This window comes from Corallococcus exiguus (genome assembly GCF_009909105.1).
Taxonomy (GTDB): Bacteria; Myxococcota; Myxococcia; order Myxococcales; family Myxococcaceae; genus Corallococcus; species Corallococcus exiguus.
In genome coordinates this window covers 552,295-572,177 of sequence record NZ_JAAAPK010000004.1, presented here as the reverse complement: position 1 = coordinate 572,177, position 19,883 = coordinate 552,295, and the positions used below count along the sequence as shown (strand labels likewise).

The 19,883-nt window shown below is 70.1% G+C and carries 15 protein-coding genes; 7 read left to right on the top strand and 8 right to left on the bottom strand.

The features are described 5' to 3' along the window. Positions 1-219: 219 nt before the first annotated feature. Together GTZ93_RS18445 and GTZ93_RS18440 are read right to left on the bottom strand one after the other, a co-directional pair. Positions 220-2,016 (bottom strand): bifunctional metallophosphatase/5'-nucleotidase, encoded by a 1,797-nt coding sequence (locus GTZ93_RS18445; protein ID WP_161662900.1) that lies wholly within the window; start codon positions 2,014-2,016, stop codon positions 220-222. 51 nt (positions 2,017-2,067) lie between these two features. Further along, complete coding sequence (locus tag GTZ93_RS18440) at positions 2,068-3,333, bottom strand: myxosortase-dependent phytase-like phosphatase (RefSeq protein WP_139923556.1); 1,266 nt, start codon at positions 3,331-3,333, stop codon at positions 2,068-2,070. A gap of 139 nt (positions 3,334-3,472) precedes the next feature. Here GTZ93_RS18440 and gmd point away from each other — a divergent pair, with 139 nt between their 5' ends. Further along, positions 3,473-4,444, top strand: a complete 972-nt coding sequence (gmd, locus tag GTZ93_RS18435; RefSeq protein ID WP_120581034.1) for a GDP-mannose 4,6-dehydratase — start codon at positions 3,473-3,475, stop codon at positions 4,442-4,444. A gap of 1 nt (position 4,445) precedes the next feature. After that, positions 4,446-5,369 (top strand): GDP-mannose 4,6-dehydratase, encoded by a 924-nt coding sequence (locus GTZ93_RS18430; RefSeq protein ID WP_139923555.1) that lies wholly within the window; start codon positions 4,446-4,448, stop codon positions 5,367-5,369. A gap of 17 nt (positions 5,370-5,386) precedes the next feature. Here GTZ93_RS18430 and GTZ93_RS18425 read toward each other — a convergent pair whose 3' ends face one another. Further along, positions 5,387-6,121: a hypothetical protein gene (locus GTZ93_RS18425; protein ID WP_257979532.1), complete on the bottom strand. Its 735-nt coding sequence runs from the start codon at positions 6,119-6,121 to the stop codon at positions 5,387-5,389. Between the two features lie 94 nt (positions 6,122-6,215). Between GTZ93_RS18425 and GTZ93_RS18420 the strand changes: the two genes are divergently transcribed. After that, positions 6,216-6,728, top strand: a complete 513-nt coding sequence (locus tag GTZ93_RS18420) for an NADAR family protein (RefSeq protein ID WP_120581037.1) — start codon at positions 6,216-6,218, stop codon at positions 6,726-6,728. Here the strand turns inward: GTZ93_RS18420 and GTZ93_RS18415 are convergent. Together GTZ93_RS18415 and GTZ93_RS18410 are read right to left on the bottom strand one after the other, a co-directional pair. After that, positions 6,718-7,278: a hypothetical protein gene (locus tag GTZ93_RS18415; RefSeq protein ID WP_161662899.1), complete on the bottom strand. Its 561-nt coding sequence runs from the start codon at positions 7,276-7,278 to the stop codon at positions 6,718-6,720. The genes GTZ93_RS18420 and GTZ93_RS18415 overlap by 11 nt on opposite strands. 43 nt (positions 7,279-7,321) lie before the next feature. Next, complete coding sequence (locus tag GTZ93_RS18410; RefSeq protein WP_139921490.1) at positions 7,322-8,431, bottom strand: glycosyltransferase family 4 protein; 1,110 nt, start codon at positions 8,429-8,431, stop codon at positions 7,322-7,324. A 30-nt stretch (positions 8,432-8,461) separates the two neighbouring features. Between GTZ93_RS18410 and GTZ93_RS18405 the strand changes: the two genes are divergently transcribed. Genes GTZ93_RS18405 through GTZ93_RS18395 form a run of 3 tightly spaced genes read left to right on the top strand, consistent with a single transcriptional unit; the run spans position 8,462 to position 12,366 of the window. Then, a complete protein-coding gene (locus tag GTZ93_RS18405) occupies positions 8,462-10,699 on the top strand; it encodes a glycosyltransferase family 4 protein (protein WP_139921488.1) in 2,238 nt (745 codons plus the stop codon). Continuing rightward, the gene (locus GTZ93_RS18400) at positions 10,696-11,517 is read left to right on the top strand and encodes a hypothetical protein (RefSeq protein ID WP_139921486.1); all 822 of its coding nucleotides are present in this window, start codon (positions 10,696-10,698) and stop codon (positions 11,515-11,517) included. The genes GTZ93_RS18405 and GTZ93_RS18400 overlap by 4 nt, the downstream gene beginning before the upstream one ends. A gap of 42 nt (positions 11,518-11,559) precedes the next feature. Then, the gene (locus tag GTZ93_RS18395) at positions 11,560-12,366 is read left to right on the top strand and encodes a hypothetical protein (RefSeq protein ID WP_139921484.1); all 807 of its coding nucleotides are present in this window, start codon (positions 11,560-11,562) and stop codon (positions 12,364-12,366) included. 10 nt (positions 12,367-12,376) lie between these two features. Here GTZ93_RS18395 and GTZ93_RS18390 read toward each other — a convergent pair whose 3' ends face one another. Beyond that, positions 12,377-14,269, bottom strand: a complete 1,893-nt coding sequence (locus tag GTZ93_RS18390) for a hypothetical protein (protein ID WP_139921482.1) — start codon at positions 14,267-14,269, stop codon at positions 12,377-12,379. A 16-nt stretch (positions 14,270-14,285) separates the two neighbouring features. Continuing rightward, entirely contained in the window at positions 14,286-15,221 is a 936-nt protein-coding gene (locus GTZ93_RS18385) for a class I SAM-dependent methyltransferase (protein WP_257979408.1), read from the bottom strand. Between the two features lie 128 nt (positions 15,222-15,349). Here GTZ93_RS18385 and GTZ93_RS18380 point away from each other — a divergent pair, with 128 nt between their 5' ends. Further along, positions 15,350-19,129, top strand: a complete 3,780-nt coding sequence (locus GTZ93_RS18380) for an FAD-dependent oxidoreductase (protein ID WP_139921480.1) — start codon at positions 15,350-15,352, stop codon at positions 19,127-19,129. Here GTZ93_RS18380 and GTZ93_RS18375 read toward each other — a convergent pair whose 3' ends face one another. Further along, positions 19,130-19,819 carry a hypothetical protein gene (locus GTZ93_RS18375; protein ID WP_121755474.1) on the bottom strand — a complete coding sequence of 230 codons (690 nt, stop codon included), beginning with the start codon at positions 19,817-19,819 and terminating at the stop codon, positions 19,130-19,132. Positions 19,820-19,883 lie beyond the last annotated feature (64 nt).

Sequence of the window (19,883 nt, the reverse complement as noted above, 5' to 3'; positions counted from 1 at the left end):
TCCCACGCACGGGCCCCACCTTGCTCGCGCTGGCTCGGGGCCGCGCCTGCAAGGGAACTCGCGTGCCCTAGAGTAGGGAGGTTTCCCTCCGTTGGAAACTGATCCCAGGCCGAAAATTCGGCCCTGGGCGCCATGTGCTGATCTTCCGCTGGGTTGCGCCGCGATCCAGCCCCAGCGGATCAGCACGGAGGGAAAAATTCCAACGTCGGCCGCGCTTTTTCAGGGCTTCGCGTCCGCGCAGGGCCCCGCCGCCTTCACCAGGTGCACGCGTCCGAGCGCCGGGGGCTTCAGCGCGTTGCCGTGGGCGCGGCCGTACGCGGTGAGCACCTCGCGCAGGTCCTGCGCCTGCAACAGGTGGATACGCTCCTGTGGCAGCGTGGACGTCAGGGGCCCCACCCCGTCACCGCCGCGCAGCAGGAAGTCCGGCACCGCGACCCGGTAGGTCGCCTTCGCCTTCAGCGGCTTGCCTCCTGGCAGCGTCACGCCCTGGAAGCGCTCCGGGCCCGGGCACGCGCGCAGCGTCACCTCCAGCCCGGACACCGCGAAGACGCCCTTGCGGCCGCCGTAGGCCAGCGACAGGAAGCGGCGCAGCTCGTCCGCGCTCAGGTCCAGCACCGCGAGCGTGTTGTCGAAGGGCAGGATTTCGTAGAGCTTCCCGAAGGTGAGCGGCCCCTGTGGCAGGTCCGCCCGGATGCCGCCCGCGTTCATCACCGCCGCGTCGGAGCGGGCCGCCTCCCGCATCGAGTCCGCGATGAGGTTGCCCAGCGCGCTCTCGCCCTCGTACACCAGGGGCATGCGGGCCCGGGTCTCCACGCCCACCGGGCGGCGCTGCTCCTCCTCCACGCGCGCCTCCGCGGGGTCCACCAGCGCCTCCACGCGGGCGTCCGGCGTCACCGGCTGGCCCAGGAACGTGGCCGGCACCAGCCGCACGTCCTTCGCGTCCCGCAGCACCAGCGGATCACAGGACTTCAGCGTGGCGTCCACGGCGCCGCACACCGGGATGGCGGCGTTGATGCGCGTGCGCTCGGGCAGCACGCGGTGGGTCACCGGATCCACGAAGAGGTCCACCACGCCGAACGAGCGCGCGAGCCCCGTCGTCTCGATGACCGGCACGTCGCCGAAGAAGTGCCCCATGACCTGGTGCGTGTGGCCCGCCACCACCGCGTCCACCGCGCCCTTCGGCAGCGCCTCCAGCACCGCGTAGATTTCGCCGTCGTCGCGCTCGCACCCGGACGTGTCGCGCGGGTTCGACACGTCCGTGCACTTGCCGCCCGCGTGCGCGATGGCGACCACCACCTCCGCGCCCTGCTCGCGCAGCGACTTCGCGGCCTGCTTCGCGGAGTCGGCCAGGGACTCGAACCGCAGGCCCGCGACGTTCGCGGGGTTGGTCGTCTGCGGTGTCGACAGCGTGGACAGGCCCAGCAGGCCCACCTTCACGCCCTTCACGGTGACGACCGTGGTGCCGTCGTTGCCCAGCCATGCAAGGGGGCGTCCGTCCTTCTCGCGTACGTTGGAGGACAGGAAGGGGAACCGGGCCTGCGCCACGCGGGCCTTGAGCGCCCCCAACGGGTCCTCGTCCGGACGCGTGGCCACGGGCCCGGGGCCCACCGGCCCGTAGTCGAACTCGTGGTTGCCGATGGCGACCGCCGTGTAGCCCAGCAGGTTGTACACGTCGACGACGATGGCGCCCTCGCCCAGGTTGGACGCCAGCGTTCCCTGGAACAGGTCGCCGCCGTCCACCAGCAGCACGCCGCCCGGGTTGTCCTCACGCAGCCGCGCCACGTAGGACGCGAACAGCGCCGCGCCCCCCTGCTCCACCTTCTGCCCGTCCGGCAGCGTGGCGCGGTGGGGCATCACCCAACCGTGGAAGTCGTTGGTGCCCACCACCGTGAGCCGCACAGGCTCGGCCGGGGCGGGCGCGGGGGGCGGGGTGTTGGCGGGAGCGGGCGTCGGGCCGCCCTTGCAGGCGGAGGCGAGCACCGCGAGCGCGAGGACGGAGGAACGGAAGGAGCGCATGGGGCGCGCACTTCATCCCGCCCCCCTGTCGCTTTCAACCCGCTTCGAGCGTCAGCTCCGGCGCCGGCGGCCCAGGAGCGACATGGCCAGCAGCCCCAGCGTCGCGATGGCCGGCACCGACGTGCTGGTGCACCCACAGCCGCTGTCGTCGTCGGTCCCGCCGCCACCGCCATTGGGGTTGCCGTCGCCCGGATTGACGATGACGCCGCCACCGCCGTCAGTGCCGGTGCCGCCGTCCACACCGCCGTCCGCTGGCGGCTGCTGCGCGATGATGAGCGGCGGCGAGAACGCCCGCGCCACGTTGCCCCACGAGGTGAGCTTGAGGTTGTCGGTCAACGTGCTGCTGCTGACGCCGTCATGCGCGACGAAGAGCCCCTCCGGGAAGGCCGTGCCCAGCGCACCGGACCAGGCCACCAGCCCGCGCGACTGCTCCACCGCGTCCGTGCCGCCGTCCGGCCCCAGCTGGAACGCACCCACCCGGCCCAGCGTGCGCCGGTCGAAGACGACGAAGGTGTTCGCGCTCGGATCCGTCGCCACGAGGTAGCCGTCCACTCCGGACGCCTCGTACAGCGCGATGCGCCCCACGGACGTCAGGCCGCCGTCCCCCAGGCCCACCACCTGCGTGCCCAGGATGCCGGCGTCCGCGTCCGCGCCATAGCGGTAGAGCCCCTGCCCCTGCTGCGCCACGTAGAGCGCGCGGTACGCCGGGTCCACCACCAGCCCCATCACCCCACCCGCCGGGATGTCCCTCACCGGGGTCGCCGTGACGCCGCCGTCGGTGGGCGTCAGCTCGAACTGCCGCAGGCCGCCGGCCGCGAGTCCCCCGAAGGCCTGGATGGTCCCATCCGCCCCTCGGGCCAGCCGCACCGTCCCGTAGCTGACGCCCACGTCCAGCGGGGCCGTCGTGGGTGACAGGCGGGTGAGCCCGCCACCATCCGCCGTGGCATCCATCACGTAGGGAACGAGCCCCGACAGCGTGGGGTTGGCGCTGAGCACCAGCGCCGCGTTCGTACCGCCCGCCAGCGGGAAGCCGCCCAGCACGTCCACGCTCACGGACGTGCCCTCGGTGTTGCCCTGCACCTCCCCGCCGTCCAGGGCGTAGGTGAACAGGCCGTTGTTCTGGTCCGCCGTGATGAGTCGGCTCGCGGCCGGGTCGGCCGGGTTCACCCACAGGGCCACGTCGTTCACGGTGCCGCCCCCGGAGCGCGCTCCGGGCTGGGTCTGCACGGTGTAGGGCACCGCCACGGGAGCCGTCTGGGCCCCCGCCGCCGTGCTCATGAGCACGACCGTCAATGCAGGGAGGGAGAGGTTGCGCATGGGCGGCTCCTGGGCAGGTCGCTCCCTACCTAGGCATAGGCACGTCACTCTTCAAGTTCCCTGAAACCCTGGAACGGTTGGCAGGAGGCGAAAGCCTCGGGTACAACGAACAGCGTCTCCCAGCGAACAGACAAGGGCCATGGCCAAGCGCGCACTCATTACTGGCATCACGGGGCAGGACGGCAGCTATCTGGCGGAGCTGCTCCTCAAGAAGGGCTACGAGGTGCACGGCATGGTGCGCCGCTCTTCCGAGGAGAAGTTCGAGCGCATCGCGCACCTGCAGGGAAAGGTGACGCTGCACCAGGGCGACCTGCTGGATCAGTTCTCGCTCGCGGCGCTCTTGAACCTCACCCAGCCGGACGAGGTCTACAACCTGGCGGCACAGTCCTTCGTGCCCACCAGCTGGAACCAGCCGGTGCTCACCGGTGAGTTCACCGCGCTGGGCGTGACGAAGATGCTGGAGGCCATCCGCCACACCCGCCCGCAGGTGCGCTTCTACCAAGCGTCCTCCAGCGAGATGTTCGGCAAGGTCCTGGAAGTCCCGCAGTCGGAGGACACGCCCTTCTACCCGCGCAGCCCGTACGGCGTGGCGAAGGCGTACGGCCACCACATCACCGTGAACTACCGCGAGTCCTTCAAGCTCTTCGCGGTGAGCGGCATCCTCTTCAACCACGAGTCGCCCCGCCGTGGCCTGGAGTTCGTCACGCGCAAGGTCACGTACAACGTGGCGCGCATCAAGATGGGCCTCCAGGACACGCTGCCCATGGGCAACCTGGACGCCAAGCGCGACTGGGGCTTCGCGGGCGACTACGTGGACGCCATGTGGCGCATGCTCCAGCAGGAGACGCCGGAGGACTTCGTCGTCGCCACCAACGAGACGCACACCGTGCGGGAGCTGGTGGAGATCGCCTTCTCGCGCGTGGGCCTGGACTACCAGAAGCACGTGAAGATCGACCCCGCGTTCGTGCGCCCCGCGGAGGTGGACCTGCTCATCGGCAAGTACGACAAGGCCAAGGAGAAGCTCGGCTGGGAGCCCACGGTGCGCTTCAAGCAGCTCGTGGAGATGATGGTCGACGCGGACCTGGAGCGAGTGAAGGCAGGACAGCGGTAAGATGCGCGTCCTCGTCACGGGAGCGGATGGATTCGTCGGCCGTCATGCGTGCGCTGCCCTTCGGGCGGCCGGCGATGAAGTGGTGGAGGTGCACGGGCCTCGCGGCGAGGGCATCAGCAGCACCGCGTTGCACTTCGACATCGCCGATGAGGCGAAGGTCAAGGCGGCGGTCTCCGAGGTGAAGCCGGACGCGGTGCTGCACCTGGCCGGCTTCAGCTCGGTGGCCAAGAGCCACCAGAACCCCGCGCGCGTCTTCGCGGTGAACACCATGGGCGTGGTGCACCTGCTCACCGCCCTGCGTGAGAGCGCCCCCAAGGCGCGCGTGCTGCTGGTGGGCTCCGGTGAGGTGTACGGCCCGGTCGCGGAAGGAACGCGCGCCGAGGAGTCCCACCGGCACGTGCCGCTCAGCCCCTACGCGGCGTCGAAGTCCTCGGGGGAGCTGGCCGGCGAGCAGTTCTTCCGCAGCTACGGCATGGAGGTCATCCTCGCCCGGCCCTTCAACCACCTGGGCGCGGGGCAGGACCCCACCTTCGTGGTGCCGTCGTTCGCGGCGCAGATCCGCGCCATCGCGCTGGGCACGGTGGACCCCATCCTGCGCACGGGCAACCTGGACGCCATCCGGGACTTCTCCCACGTGAAGGACGTGGTGGACGCGTACCGGCTGCTGCTGCTCAAGGGCGAGGCCGGCCAGGCCTACAACGTGGGCAGCGGCGAGGGCCGCACCATCCGGAGCCTGCTGGAGGAGATGCTCCAGCTGTCCGGCGTGCAGGCGAGCATCGAGCTGGACCCGGCGCGGCTGCGCCCCTCGGACATCCCCAGCCTCGTGGCGGACCCGGGCAAGCTGCGCGCGCTGGGCTGGGCCCCGAAGCTCACCGTCGCGGATGCGCTGCGTGACGTGCTGGGCCCCCGGGTGGGCTCGCACTGACGTACTGCTGGCGCGCCTTACGAAGGGCGCGCCAGCGACTGCCACGCCTCCAGGCGCCGGTCCAACGCGGTGAGGGCCCACAGGTCCGCCGCGTTGCCCGGCTTCACGGCGGCCAGGTCCCGCTGGAGGTACTCGCGGGCCTTCACCTCGCCCCACTCCGACAGGATGCGCAGGGCCATCAGCGACGGCTTGCGCGCGACGAGCCGCAGGAGCACGTCCTGCACGCGGGGGCTCCTCTCCGCATCCGCCAGCCGCTGCACGGCCTCGTGACGGCCCTCCGGCGTGGAGTCCTCCGCCTCCAGGGGCGCGGCCAGCTCCTCGAAGCGCGCCTCGTCCAACAGCGCCGCGGGACGCCGGCTCTCCCAGTGCTCCACCGTCACGGTGGTGCGGCCCCGGGCCACGCACTCGCGGCGGATGCCGTCGTTCTTGAGCACGTCCAGCACCCGCTCCGGCGAGGGCGTGCCGCCCTCCACCGTGCGCAGCGCGCGCTGGGACAGCATGGGGGACTGGCCCAAGAGGTGCGTGCGCAGCACCGTGGCCTCCACCGTCTTCTCGTTGCCGGGCGGCACCCGGTCCCACTTGAGGAACACCTCCGCGATGCCGCGCTCGCGCACGTACCAGCGGTACTCCAGCCACACCGCGCCACCCCGCTCCGCGAAGCGGGGGTCCGAGGGCTCATGGAGGCGAGGCGCACCCTCCCGCGTACCAGTGAAACAGCGGTCCAACAGCTTCTGGGCTTCTTGAAGTCGCATGGGGAGCGGACGGCCATTGTAGGGCCCCCCGTCAGGTTCCTCCATCGCCGCACGTTCGTGTCATTATTACACGAAGATTTCGAGGAGGCCTGGGATGGGTACGACGACGACGGCGCGGTTCACGTTCTTCTGGAAGGAAGATTCCTTCTTCTCGCAGTGGCACCCGTCCGTCTTCACGGTGGACGGCGTGCGCTACACCTGCGCGGAGCAGTACATGATGGCGGGCAAGGCGCGCCTGTTCGGTGACACGCGCGTGCTGGAGCAGATGCTGCGCGCCGCCACGCCCAAGCAGCACAAGGCGCTGGGCCGCAAGGTGACCCCGTTCGACGCGGCCCTCTGGGAGCGTGAGCGTGAGCGCATCGTCTACGAGGGCAACCACGCGAAGTTCACCCAGCATCCGCACCTCCTGGAGGCGCTGCTCGCCACGGCGGGCACGGAGCTGGTGGAGGCCAGTCCCCTGGACCGCATCTGGGGCGTGGGGCTCTCCGCGGAGGACCCGCGCATCCAGGACCCGTCCACGTGGCGGGGGCTGAACCTGCTGGGCAAGGTGCTGACGCGCCTGCGCGAGGACCTCCTCGCGCAGGGCCATGCACCTGTCAGAACTTGAAGTTGGCGGACTGGTCCGGCACGCCGTTGAAGTCCAGGTGGAGCGTGGCGTGGTCGCCATGGCCCTTCTCGCTCCACTCCTGCTTCAGCGTGGACAAGTCAAAGGCCAGTTCCTTGTAGACCATCGCCTTGCACCGGTCGTTGTTCGCGTCGTGGAGCAGCGTGAGCTCCGCGCGCGGCTCGCCCGCCGCCGTCTTGGTGAAGCGCCCGTCCCACGCGAGGCCGTAGCGGTGCTCCTTGCAGCCGCCGCCGTGGCGGACGTTGAGCGTGAGCACGTTGCCCTTCACGCTCTGCGATTCAATGCCGAGCGGGTCGCGGGGCGCGGGCGTCTCCGTGATCTCCAGGGGCATGACGATGGCCGCCTCCTGGTTCTCCGCCTCCGCCGCGGGCGACTCGGCCTTCTTCTCCGGGGGCGTCACGGGGGTGGGCGGCGCCTCCTCCTGCTGGGCGGTGGGGGCCGGCTCCTGGGCCTCGTCCTTGCGCGCCGCGTTCGACCCCGCGCACCCGAGCAGCATTCCGCAGACGATTCCACTCCACACGAGCAGTCGCATGTTCCTCCAGGAGGCCCTTCACGGGCCGGTTGACCACGGGCGCCTACCGGTGGCGCAGCGCCGCATCGTAAGCGGCCCGCATCCCTTCCGCGGTGCGGGCCCAGGTGAACTTCGCGGCCTGACGCTGGCCCGCCTCCGACAGCGCGCGGCGCTCCTCCGGCGAACGCAGCACCCGGTCGATGACCGCCGCCAGGCCTTCCGCGTCGTCTGGATCCACCGCGGGCGCGGCGTCGCCGCACACCTCCGGCAGCGAGCCCGCCGTGGACACCACCGTGGGCGTGCCCAGGCGCATGGCCTCCAGGGGCGGCAGGCCGAAGCCCTCGTAGCGCGACGGGAAGACGAACAGCGCCGCGCGGCGCATCAGCGCGTAGAAGATGGCGGGGGACTGGTAGCCCAGGGGCCGCACGTCCAGGCCCTCCGAGCGCATCCGCTCGATTCGCGTCTCCACCTTGCCGGAGCCGTACCAGGCCTGCCCCGCGAGCACGAGCGTGAAGGGCCGGCCGCGCGCGTGCAGCCGCTCCTGCGCTTCCAGCACCAGCTCCACGTTCTTGCGCACGTCGAGCGAGCCCGCGTACAGCACGTAGTCCTTCGGCAGGTTGAGCGCGTGGAGGAACTCCTCGTCCGCCTCGTTCAGAGGGGACGCGTTCACGTGGTCCACGCCGTTGTGCACCACCACGGTGCGCGGCTCCACCTGGGGGAAGCGGCGCAGCAGGTCCTGGCGCGTGCTCTCGCTGATGCACACCAGCCGGTCCGCGAGCATCAGGCTGCGCGCGAGCCACAGCCGGAACTGCCAGCGGTACGGCGCGGAGACGGTGTGCGGAAAATCCAACGGCACCAGGTCGTGCACGGTGAGCACGTACGCGGTGCCCGGCGTGCGCCGCAGCGGCAGGTTGAAGTTGCTGAGCGCGTGGTAGACGGGCGGCGGTGACGCCTTGAGCAGCCGGGGCAGCGTCGCCAGCGTCCACGACGTTCGCTTCTGGACGCCGCGCGGATGTTCGCCGGACTTGCGCGCGCCCATCCGGTCCAGCCGGACGCCCTGGGCTTCGAGCGCCTCCGCGAGGCAACGGGTGTACAGGCCGATGCCAGTGGTGGGCTCGTCCCACAGGGTGGCGTCGAAGGCGATGGGTCCGGGGGTCGACACGGGCCGCCTCATACCATGCCCGTGTGGTACACACGGCCCTCCATGGCGGTCCATCAGTTGATCCCAAGCTTCGGCCCCGGCGACGCCTCCGGTCAGGCCGCGCTGCACCTGCAACTCCTGCTGCGCCGCATGGGGCACGTGGGAGACATCTACGCGGAAGAGGTCGCCGGAGGGCTGCAGGGCCTGGCCCGCCACGTCTTCACGCTGAAGCCGAAGCCAGACGACCTGGTGCTGTACCACCACGGCATCGCGTCCCCGCTGAGCGGGCGGCTGATGCACATGGACTGCAAGCGCGGCGTGGTGTTCCACAACATCAGCCCCGCGCGCTTCTACCAGGACACGCCGCTGGAGCACGCGCTGGTGGCGGGCCGCGCGCAGGTGGCCGCGATGGCGCCCTTCCTGGACGTGTCCATCGGGGACTCGGACTACAACAGCGCGGAGCTGCGCGTCGCGGGCCACCGCAATGTACACACCGTGCAGCTCTTCATCGAGCAGGAGCGCTTCGCCGCGTCCGTGGCGGATGCGGCGAAGCTCGCGGAGCTGGCCGGGCCCGGCCCCACCCTGGTGTCGGTGAGCCGGGTGATGCCGCACAAGCGCTTCGAGGACCTGCTCGCGCTGCACCGGGAGCTCTTGCGCATCCGGCCCCAGGCGCGCCTGCTGATTGTCGGCGGCTACGAGCCGGGCAGCCGCTACTTCAAGTCGCTCCAGCGCGAGATGAAGGACTTGAGCGGAGTGCACTTCCTGGGGCGCCTGTCGCATCCGGAGCTGGTGGCCGTGTACCGCTCCGCGTCCGTGTTCGTCTCCATGAGCGAGCACGAGGGCTTCAGCGTTCCCATCATCGAGGCCATGGCCTCCGATGTGCCTGTGCTGGCGTACGCGGCGGCGGCGGTGCCGGAGACGCTGGGCGGCGCGGGCATCGCGTTCGACCAGAAGAGCTACGCGTTCCTCGCGGAGCTGGTGGTGGACCTGTGCGAGGACAAGGACCTGCGCAAGTCGGTGCTCGACGGCCAGGCGCGCCGGCTCCAGCACTTCTCCCCCACGGCCGCGCAGGTGTCGCTCACGCGAGCGCTGGAGGGTGTGGTGGCGCCGCCGCCCCGTCCGCGAAAGGCCCCGGCGAAGCGGCCGCGCGTGGCGCTGGTGGTGCAGCGCTTTGGCGAGGTGACGGGCGGAGCGGAGAGCCACGCCGCGCAGGTGGCGGAGCACCTGGCGCCGCACTGGGACGTCACGGTGGTGACGACCTGCGCGAAGAACCACCTGACGTGGGAGAACACCTTCCCGCCCGGCGAGGACCGCTTTGGCCGCACGAAGGTGCTGCGCTTCCCGGTGACGCGCACGCGCAACATCCACGCATTCAACGACATGTCGCGCCACGTGTTCGGGCACGGCAACGAGCGACTGCGTGAAGAGCAGTGGGTGGCCGAGCAGGGCCCGCTGAGCCCCGGGCTGATGGAGCACCTGGCCACCACGCAAGATGCGTACGACGGCTACCTGTTCTTCACGTACCTCTACGCGCCCACGGCGTGGGGGCTGCCGCTGGTGTCGGACCGCGCGCTGCTGGTGCCCACCGCGCATGACGAGCCGCCCATCCGCTTCGGCGTCTACGGCGACGTGTTCAACCGTCCCCGGGTGCTGATGTGCAACACGCCGGAGGAGGTCGAGATGCTCGGGCGCTTCCACCCGAACCATGCGCGGGCGCGCGTGGTGGGCGTGGGCGTGGACGCGCTGCCGGCGGTGCCCGACCGCTTCCGAGCGAAGTACGGCGTGCACGGCCGCTACCTGCTCTACGTGGGCCGGCTGGAGCCGGGCAAGGGCGTGCCGGACCTGCTGAAGTTCCACCGCCAGCTGCGGGAGCGCTACCAGGACGCTCCGGAGCTGGTGCTCGCGGGCGAAGCGCACATGGACGTGAGCGGCGAGGGCGTGCGGCACGTGGGGCGCATCTCCGAGCAGGACAAGCACGACGCGTTGGCGGGAGCGCTGGCGGTGGTGGTGCCGTCGAAGTTCGAGAGCCTGTCGCTCCTGACGCTGGAGGCGTTCGCGCAGGGGACGCCGGTGCTGGTGAACGGGCACTCGGAGGTGCTCGTGGGACAGGTGGAGCGCAGTGGCGCGGGCCGGGTGTACCGGGGGCTTGCGTCGTTCGTGGAAGGGCTGCGCGAGGTGGGCGAGGCCCGGGACGCGATGGGCAAGAGGGCCCGCATCTACGCGCAACGGCACACGTGGCCCCAGGTGGTCGCGGCGTACCGGGAAGAGATGGCGCGCATCGTGGAGGAGACACACCGATGAAGCTGCTCGGACGGGACATTCCCACGAGGGCCCTGGTGGCCCGCATCGAGGAGCGGCTGCGCGTACGCGGGCTGCCCACGTCGGAACCGGCGGAGGTGCCGGAGGACGGCGTGGAGCCGCGCGTGGATCCGCTGAGTTTCAACATGCACGCGCTGGAGGAGAACGCGGACACGACGCGGGCCCTGCCGCTGCACACGCACCGCGCCGGCATGGGGCAGGCGGTGCTGCTGGCCAAGTGGGCCTTCCGCAAGACGTGCCAGGTGTTGATCAACGAGACCCTGGGTCGGCAGCGCGTGTTCAACGGGCTGGTGCGCGACTCCTACGCCCAGCTCTCCGCGGAGGTCCTCCGGCTGCGCAAGGAAGTGGACACGCTGAGGGCCCAGGCCGCGAAGGCACAGCACCCGGAAGCCCCCAGACCGCCGAAGCCGCCGCCACCGGCCATCAGCCACGGCCGGCCCGCGCCCCGGCCTCCTCCCGCCGACGAAGGTGCAGGCCCCGCGTCCAGGGAGAGGCCGCTTCCGACTATCGACTACGGGCGTCCGACGAAGCCGCCGCATGGCGAGCAGGGCCATCCGCCGAAGCCTGCGCGCGAGGAGCACGGGCACCCGCCGAAGCCTTCCCCGGGGCTGCAAGGCCGTCCGTCCAAGCCCGCACCGGCCACTGGCTCCGCGCGTCCGGCGAAGCCCTCCCGGTCCAAGAACGCACGGGCCACGAAGCCCCCACGCGAGCAGGCGCCCCGGCCGGAAGGCACGACTCCCCCCGCCTCCCCTGCCCCGCGCGGCTCACGCCTGAAGCGCGGTGGACCGAAGAAGCATTAGCATCGCGGGCGGTGCGCTCTTGCACCGCGAGGGGGAACCGCCATGCGTTCAAGCATTCTCGTCCTGGGCCTGATGGCCTTCACCGGAGCGCTCCAAGCCGAAGCCGCGGACAAGCCCGTCGCGCTCATCTGGAAGGGCTCCAAGGACAAGGCCGAAGCCGAAGGCCAGGTGTACTCCTGGGGCAAATTCGAGAAGCTGTTCGAGAAGACCGGCCTCACCCTTCCGGAGGGCCACCCCAGGCTCGTCCAGAGCAAGACCGTCCCGGGCCTCAAACCCGGCTTCTGGGTCTGGCTCCTGGGCACCTGCCCGTCCGACGACGCGGGTCCCGTCCTCGAACACCTCAAGCTGCTCGCCCCGGGGACGTACTCCCGCGAGGTGAAGCTCCCCACGAAGAAGCTCGCCTGCCCCAAGGCGCCGGAGTCCCCGCTGCTGGCCCGGGACGAAGTCCTCAAGGTTCCCCCGGACGCGACGTTGCGCGTGTTCACCCAGGAGGAAACAGAGTCCCCCGACGAAGAGGGAAACGGCAACACCGTCTCCCGGACCCGGTTCCACTTCGTCCTCTTTAGCAAAGACGGCGAGGTCCTCGACACGGCGGACACCGAGGGAGACATGGACGTCAGCGGAAACGACTCATCAGGGCCCATCGCCTACCGCTGCACGAACACGCGACTCGAAACGTCGAAGAACAAGGGCAAGGTGGTCCTCACCCGCCAGTGCGGCGCCAGCGGCTTCGCTGAGTGTGGCTCCATGGTGTCCGCGGACGAGAGCGTCACCGTGACCGGGACCGACCTCGCCGTGTCCGCGAGCGCCATGGAGCGCACGAACATCGAGCACGCCGAATGCGAATGAGCGCGTCCGCTCAAGGGAAGCGGTACACGGTGACGTAGCCGTCCTGGTGCACCATCTCGCCGCCCAGTTCGTCCGTGATGAACTGGTGGCGGATGGGGTGGAAGTAGTGCGTCACGTACCACTTGAAGTGGTGCTCCTTCAGGTAGCGCCGCATCTCGTCGCGCTCCTCCGGCGTGACGGTGCCGAACGCGTTGCGCATCCCTTCCGCCGCGCGGATGAGCCGCGAGTTCACCAGCGCCGACTCCCGCACTGGCAACCGGGACAGCCGGGCGTAGGACACCGGCTTGCCGTGGAACATCTGCTCCCACTGCCCCTGCACGTTGTCCGTCAGCACCGCCGCGGGCATGGGCGCGTCGCGAATCTCATCGAACACCGGCGGCAACCGGGGAGTGGAGGGCACCACCATCTGGAGGCCCCGGTACTCCACGTTCGGAATCAGCGCCACCGCGAGCGCCACCGCCACGCCCAGCCGCGCATCCCGCCGGGACGCCCACGCGCCCGCGTGCGCCGCGGCGAACGCCACCAGCACCGACAGCGACAGGAGCGTGAGCAGGATGAAGCGCACCGGCATGCCCCCGCGCGAGAACAGCGGCACCACGTGCTTGAACACCACGTACGGCATCGGAATCTGGACCTTGAGCGGCACGTTGAACGCCGTCAGCGGCTCCGACAGCGCCAGGTAGACGGCCAACGCCAGCAGCAGCAGCACGTCCCGCCGCCACACCCGCTGCCGCCACGCGGGCACCAGCGCCACCGCGAGCGCCACGGCGAAGAGCAGCACCACCGGCGACACCCGGTCCTCCAGGCCGATGTTGAGCACCGTGCCCATGGACAGCACCGCGAAGCCCAACCCCAGCCCCAACCAACGGCGCCCCTCCGGCACGCCCCGCCACAGCGCGAAGACGGCCAAGAGCGGCGTCAACCAGCCCAGGAACGTGCCGGTCTCCTCCAGGTTGGTCGACATCTTCATGCGCATGACGTTCAGGGAGAACTCACGCGCCTTCGCGGGCAGATCCGCCATCCAGGCCGAGCGCGTGTCCGGAATGAAGAACGCGTACAGGTCCGTGAAGTAGTCGGAGTCGCCGTGATGGATCTGCAGCGGTGCGGGGAACGCATGCAGGAGCAGCGGCACCATGGGCGGCACGCACGCGAGCCCCGCCGCGATTCCCGCCACCGCCGCCCGGCGCACGAACGGATCCTTCCACGTGTCCAGGGACAGCAGCGGCCCCCGCTTCCACCGCTCCGCCACCACCCACAGGAGTGAGAAGAGCGCGATGTAGACGAGGTAGTAGTAGTCACACAACAACACGTACAACGCGCACAGCGACAGCCCCACCAGCCACTTGCGCTTGCCCTCGTCCAGCCAGCGGAAGAAGCAGAGCAGGTAGAGCGGCAGTCCCTCCAGCGCGGTGAGGTTCAGGTGCGCCGTCGCGTGGGTCAGGTGGTAGCGCGAGAAGTTGAACACGCACGCGCCTGCCAGCGCCGCCGCCGCCGCGAGCCACGGCCCATGGCCCGCGCGCTCCAGCAGGTAGCGCAGGAGCAGCCACGACGTGTAGCCCGTCAGCACGAACGAGCCGAACAGCACCACGTTGTACGCCGTCTCCACGGACATGAACGGCAGCAGCACCACGCCCCACAGCGTCTTGGCGGGCGCCAGCGTGTGCCAGTACAGCTCGGCGCCCAGGGGCCAGTGGAGGAAGGGCACGAAGAAGGGGTTCTGCGGCTGCACCCAGAGGGCCTGCCGCATCCACCACAGGTGCCACATGTTCATGTAGACGTCTTCGCGTCCGCCCATCACGTATCCCTTCATCTGGGACACGAGCGGCCAGGTGTGGAACGCCGACAGCGCGAAGAACGTGAGCAACACCAGCGGGTGCAGCACCCGCCGCATCAAGGGGGACATAGGCGCGAGGGAAGGCTCAGAGGGGCCGCTCGGCGGCCATCAGCATGTTGTCGCCCAGGTTGAACGGGATGGACCAGTTGGACGGCACACCTCGCCGCACCAACTCCAGCACCGGCGCCGAGGGCGTGAAGCTCGCGCCCACCTTCCGCAGCAGGTAGTCCGCGGAGATGATGTGCGTGTACGTCCGGACGTCCGTGACGCGGAAGCCCACTTCCTCCAGCATCATCGCCAGGGTGCGGCGGCCGAAATAGAAGAGGTGCATGTCCATCAGCCACGGCCACTGCCCGCCCATGAGGCGCGCCAGCAGACTGCCCGCGTCGATGGTGGACAGGTAGATGCGTCCGCCGGGGCGCACCAGCTTGAGCGCCGCCTTCAGCTCCTCGCGCGGATCCGCGAAGTGCTCCACCACGTCCCACAGCGTCACCACGTCGTACTGAAGGCCCTTCGCCGCCAGCTCCCGCAAGGGGAGTCCGTGCACCGTGAAGCCCAGGCTCCGAGCGTTGCCGGCCGCCCAGCGCGACAGCTCCAGCCCCTCCGGGCGGAAGCCCGCCTCGCGCGCCACATCCAGGAAGTAGCCGCAGTAGGCGCCCACATCCAACAGCGTGCGGTTCTGGGCCGGGCCCAGCTCGCGCAGCACGCGGCGGAAGGTGTGGTAGCGGTTGTCCTTCTCCGCGACGTAGAGCGGGTCCTCCACGTCCTGGTACGCCTGGAGCAGCGTGTCCGGGGACACGAGGGGCCACTGGAACATCATCCCGCAGTCCTCGCAGCCCCAGATGGGCGGGTGGCTCCGGTGGCCAAAGGACGTGCAGTTGTAGGCCGCCGCGCCCTGGGCCTGGGTGCCGCCGCGCGCCCGGTGACGCAGCCGCAGGCGCCCTCCCTTGCACAGGTAACAGGCATCCGGCACGGGGGCCAGGTGCGGTTCGGAGGCACGACGTGCGGCGTTGTCCATCATGGCGGCGCACCGTAGCCGTTGGGGCCCACCGCCTCAACACGTCGGGCGGAGCAAATCCGGCCCATGACGTCCATCGCACCCGCCAGCCTCCAGGCCCTAAGCTGCCTGCCTCCCCGAAGTCCCGTGACATGCGCGCCTTGAACGACCTCGCCTCCGACCCTGCCCCGGCGCTCCAGTTGGGCCTCCCGGGATTCATTTTCGAAGACCTGTACCGCCCCAGTGGCCTGCGCCGGCTGGCGGAGCGCTTCGACGCGCGACTCCAGGGCGACGCGCCCGACCTGTTCCAGACCTTCGACGCCTACCGTAAGTCCGGAGGCGCCAGCCTCTCCGGTCCGGCGGAGTCCGAGCTGCTCATCCAGGTGGCCCGCCACGTCTCGCGCTTCGTCGCCACGCTCTTCGGCATCACACCGGAGACCGAGCGACTGGCCAGCCACTTGCGCGGAGAGCTGCCCCTCTTCGACTTCAAGCGTGAGTTCATCACACGCCGCGTCTTCAAGAAGGGCGCGCAGGACCGTCCGACGCTCGCGGAGTTCCCGTCGCTGGACGCGCGCATGCGCCTGCTCATGCAGCTTGGCTTCCCGGACGCGCTCGCGCACGGCGACCAGGAGCGAGGCCTCGCGGAGTCCATCCTCACGCTGCTCGACCTGGAGCGGCTCTACTCCGGCAACCTGCCTCCCGCGCACCAGGAGCGCGCCCCCGCCCTGCGCGAGCGGTGGGCCGCCCTGCGCGCCAGGCTCACCGCCACGCCCGAGGGCGAGGACGCGTTCGGCTCCAGCCTGGTGACGAAGGGCGACGACGCGGCGGAGCTCCAGTCCGTGCGCGCGCTGCTGTCGCTGGCGGACCGGTGGACGTACGCCCGCGCGCTGCACCCGGAGACCAAGGCCCTCTTCCACACCTGGCCCACGCTGCGGCTGCCGAAGCCACTGGTGTTCGACCAACTGGTGCAGTTGCAGCGCCCGGACGCCCAGATGGAGGAGAAGACGGAGGGCCTGGAGCACCACCTGCGCCACCGCGACGGCTTCAAGCTCACCGACCGCCGGGGCACCCCGCGCGACGTGATGAACGAGGTGGACTACTGCGTCATCTGCCACGAGCGACAGAAGGACTCGTGCAGCAAGGGCTTCCCCGCGAAGGACCCGGTGGCGGAGGGGCACTCGTTCAAGAAGAACCCGCTGGGCATCCCGCTCACCGGCTGTCCGCTGGACGAGCGCATCTCCGAAGCACACGCGCTCAAGCGCGAGGGTGACTCCGTGGCCGCGCTGGCCATGGTGACGCTGGACAACCCCATGTGCGCGGGCACCGGCCACCGCATCTGCAACGACTGCATGAAGGCCTGCATCTTCCAGAAGCAGGAGCCGGTGAACATCCCGCTGGCGGAGACGGCCACGCTCACGGACGTGCTGGCCCTGCCATGGGGCTTCGAAATCCACGGCCTGCTCACGCGCTGGAACCCACTCAACATCCGCCGTCCGTACGCGCTGCCCTACGTGGGCCGCAACGTGATGGTGGTGGGCCTGGGCCCCGCCGGCTACACGCTGTCGCACTACCTGCTCAACGAAGGGTTCGCCGTCACCGGCGTGGACGGCCTCAAGATTGAACCGTTCCCCGACGAGCTGGTGGGGCGCACCGGCCACGAGCTCCAGCCCATCCACGACTGGAGCAAGCTGACGCGCGAACTGGACGAGCGCGTGCTGGAGGGCTTCGGCGGCGTCTCCGAGTACGGAATCACCGTGCGTTGGGACAAGAACTTCCTCACGCTCATCCATCTGACGCTCGCGCGCCGCGAAGGCATGCGCATCTACGGCGGCATCCGCTTCGGCGGCACGCTGACGGTGGAGGACGCGTGGGCGCTGGGCTTCGACCATGTGGCCATCGCCGCGGGCGCGGGCCGCCCCACCATCATCGGGATGAAGAACAACCTCATCCGGGGCATCCGCAAGGCGTCCGACTTCCTGATGGCGCTGCAGCTCACGGGTGCCTTCAAGCGCGACTCGCTGGCGAACCTCCAGGTACAGCTGCCCGCCATCGTCATCGGCGGAGGCCTCACCGGCATCGACACCGCCACGGAGCTGATGGCGTACTACCCGGTGCAGGTGGAGAAGACGCTGGAGCGCCACGAGAAGCTGGTGGCGGACCTGGGTGACGCCACCTTCCTCGCGCGCCTGGACGCCGAGGAGCGCGCCACCTACCAGACCTTCCTGGAGCACGGCCGCGCCGTCCGAGCCGAGCGACACAAGGCCCAGGCGGAAGGCCGCGCGCCGGACTTCATCCACCTGGTGCGCGCGTGGGGCGGCGTGAGCCTGGCGTACCGCCGGGGCCTCACGGAGTCCCCTGCCTACCGCCTCAACCACGAAGAGGTCTCCAAGGCGCTGGAGGAAGGCATCCGCTTCATCGAACGGATGAGTCCCACGGAGGCGCTGCAGGACGACTCGGGCGCGGTGCGCGCCATCCGCTTCGAGCGCATGGTGACAGTGGACGGCAAGCTCAAGGGAAGCGGCCAGTTCTTCGAGCTGCCCGCGAAGACGGTCTGCGTGGCCGCGGGCACATCCCCCAACGTCACCTACGAGAAGGAGTACCCGGGCACCTTCCAGCTCGACGAGGCGAAGGAGTACTTCCAGGGCCACGAGCTGGTGGAGGACGGCAGCGGCTTCAAGCTCCAGCCGGTGGAGGCCCAGGAGGATCCCGAGGCGAAGGTGGGCTTCTTCACGTCCTACCAACGCGACGGCCGCTTCGTGTCCTTCTACGGTGACAACCACCCGACCTACGCGGGCAACGTGGTGAAGGCCATGGCCAGCGCGAAGGATGGCCACCCGCAGGTGGCGCGCCTGTTCGCGAAGGAGGTCGCGGGCATGGACTTCAACGACACGGCCGCGCAGGACGCGCGCGAGTCGAAGCGCGCCGCCCACTTCGCGAAGCTGGACGAAGCCTTCCTCGCCACCGTCGTCGGAGTGAACCGGCTCACGCCGACCATCGTGGAGGTGGTGGTGAGGGCGCCCTTCGCCGCCAGCCACTTCTCCCCCGGCCAGTTCTACCGGCTCCAGAACTTCGAGCGGAACGCGCCGCTCGTGGACGGCGTGCGCCTCACCATGGAGGGCCTGGCCCTCACGGGCGCGTGGGTGGACAAGGAGAAGGGCCTGATGGGCACCATCGTGCTGGAGATGGGCTCCTCGTCCCGACTGTGCGCGGCGCTCAAGCCCGGCGAGCCCGTCGTGCTGATGGGCCCCACGGGCGCGCCCACGGAGATTGGCCACAACGAGACGGTGGTGCTGGTGGGCGGCGGTCTGGGCAACGCGGTGCTCTTCTCCATCGCGCGCTCGCTCAAGGCTGCGGGCTGCCGCGTGGTGTACTTCGCGGGCTACCGGCTGAAGGCGGACTCGTTCAAGCAGGATGAGATTGAAGCCGGCACCGACCAGGTCATCTGGTCCGTGGACTCAGGCGACCTGCTGGACGTACGCCGCGCACAGGACGCGGCCTTCCGGGGCAACGTGGTGCAGGCCATGGTGGCCTACGCCGAAGGGAAGCTGGGCGTGAAGCCCGTCATCCCCTTGAGCGAGGTGGACCGCATCATCGCCATCGGCTCGGACCGGATGATGCGCGCGGTGGCGGAGGCGCGGCACGGCGTGCTCCAGCCGTTCCTCAAGCCGGGGCACGAGGCCCTCGGGTCCATCAATTCCCCCATGCAGTGCATGATGAAGGAGATCTGCGCCCAGTGCCTCCAGCGGCACGTGGACCCCGTCACCGGCAAGGAGACGTGGGTCTTCTCCTGCTACAACCAGGACCAGCGGCTGGACCACGTGGACTTCGTCAACCTGAACCAGCGCCTGCGAGGCAACACGGTGCTGGAGAAGCAGGGCGACGCCTTCCTCGCGCAGCTCCTGAAGAAGGCGCCCCAGCTCAAGCGGGTGTAGCTACCGCCGTATGCCCGCGAAGGCCTTGAGCATGTCCTGGTAGTTCTTCGTCAGGTCGGCCTCGCGGGCCAGCACCACGTCCACGTTGGCGTCGCCGAACTCCCGGCGCGCCTCCGGGAGCTTCTGGAAGGTCTCCACCTGGAGCCGCATGGACTCCACCTGCGGCGCCAGCTCCTTCTGCTGTTCCTCCGGCATGCGGGCCTGGAGCGCCTCCAGCTTCTTGAGCTCCTCCTCGTACTGGAGCGTGCGCCCCATCTGCCGCTGGCTGATGACGGCGGTGACGACCTCCGCGATGCGGTTGACCTCGTCCGTGGACAGCCCCGCCGCCTGGCGCGCGTCAACCTCCGCCTGCGCCTTGCGCTCGATGAGCTTCAGGCCGCTCCTGGCCTTTTCCATCGCCTGGGGGGTGCCCGCGTCCAGGAGCGGCCCCATGTCCTGGAGGCTGCGCATCAGCGACCCGTACACCTCCAGCATCTTGCGCTGGTAGCCGACGTACGCCTCCAGCTTCTCCTTCGTCAGGGCGTAGGGGCCGGACGGCGCGTCATCTCCAGCCTCCCTGGCCTCCCCACCCTCCAGGCGGGCGACCGTGCCCCTGGCGTCACCCGCGCCCTCCGGCCCCCCCTCCGCCGCGTCCTTGCGACAGGCGGACAGGGCCAGGACGACGGCCAGACACCCCAACAACTTGCGCATGCCACCTCCCGTGAACGCCAGTGGGTGGCCAGTGTATGCTCGGGTTGGCCCCCCGCGAACGGCG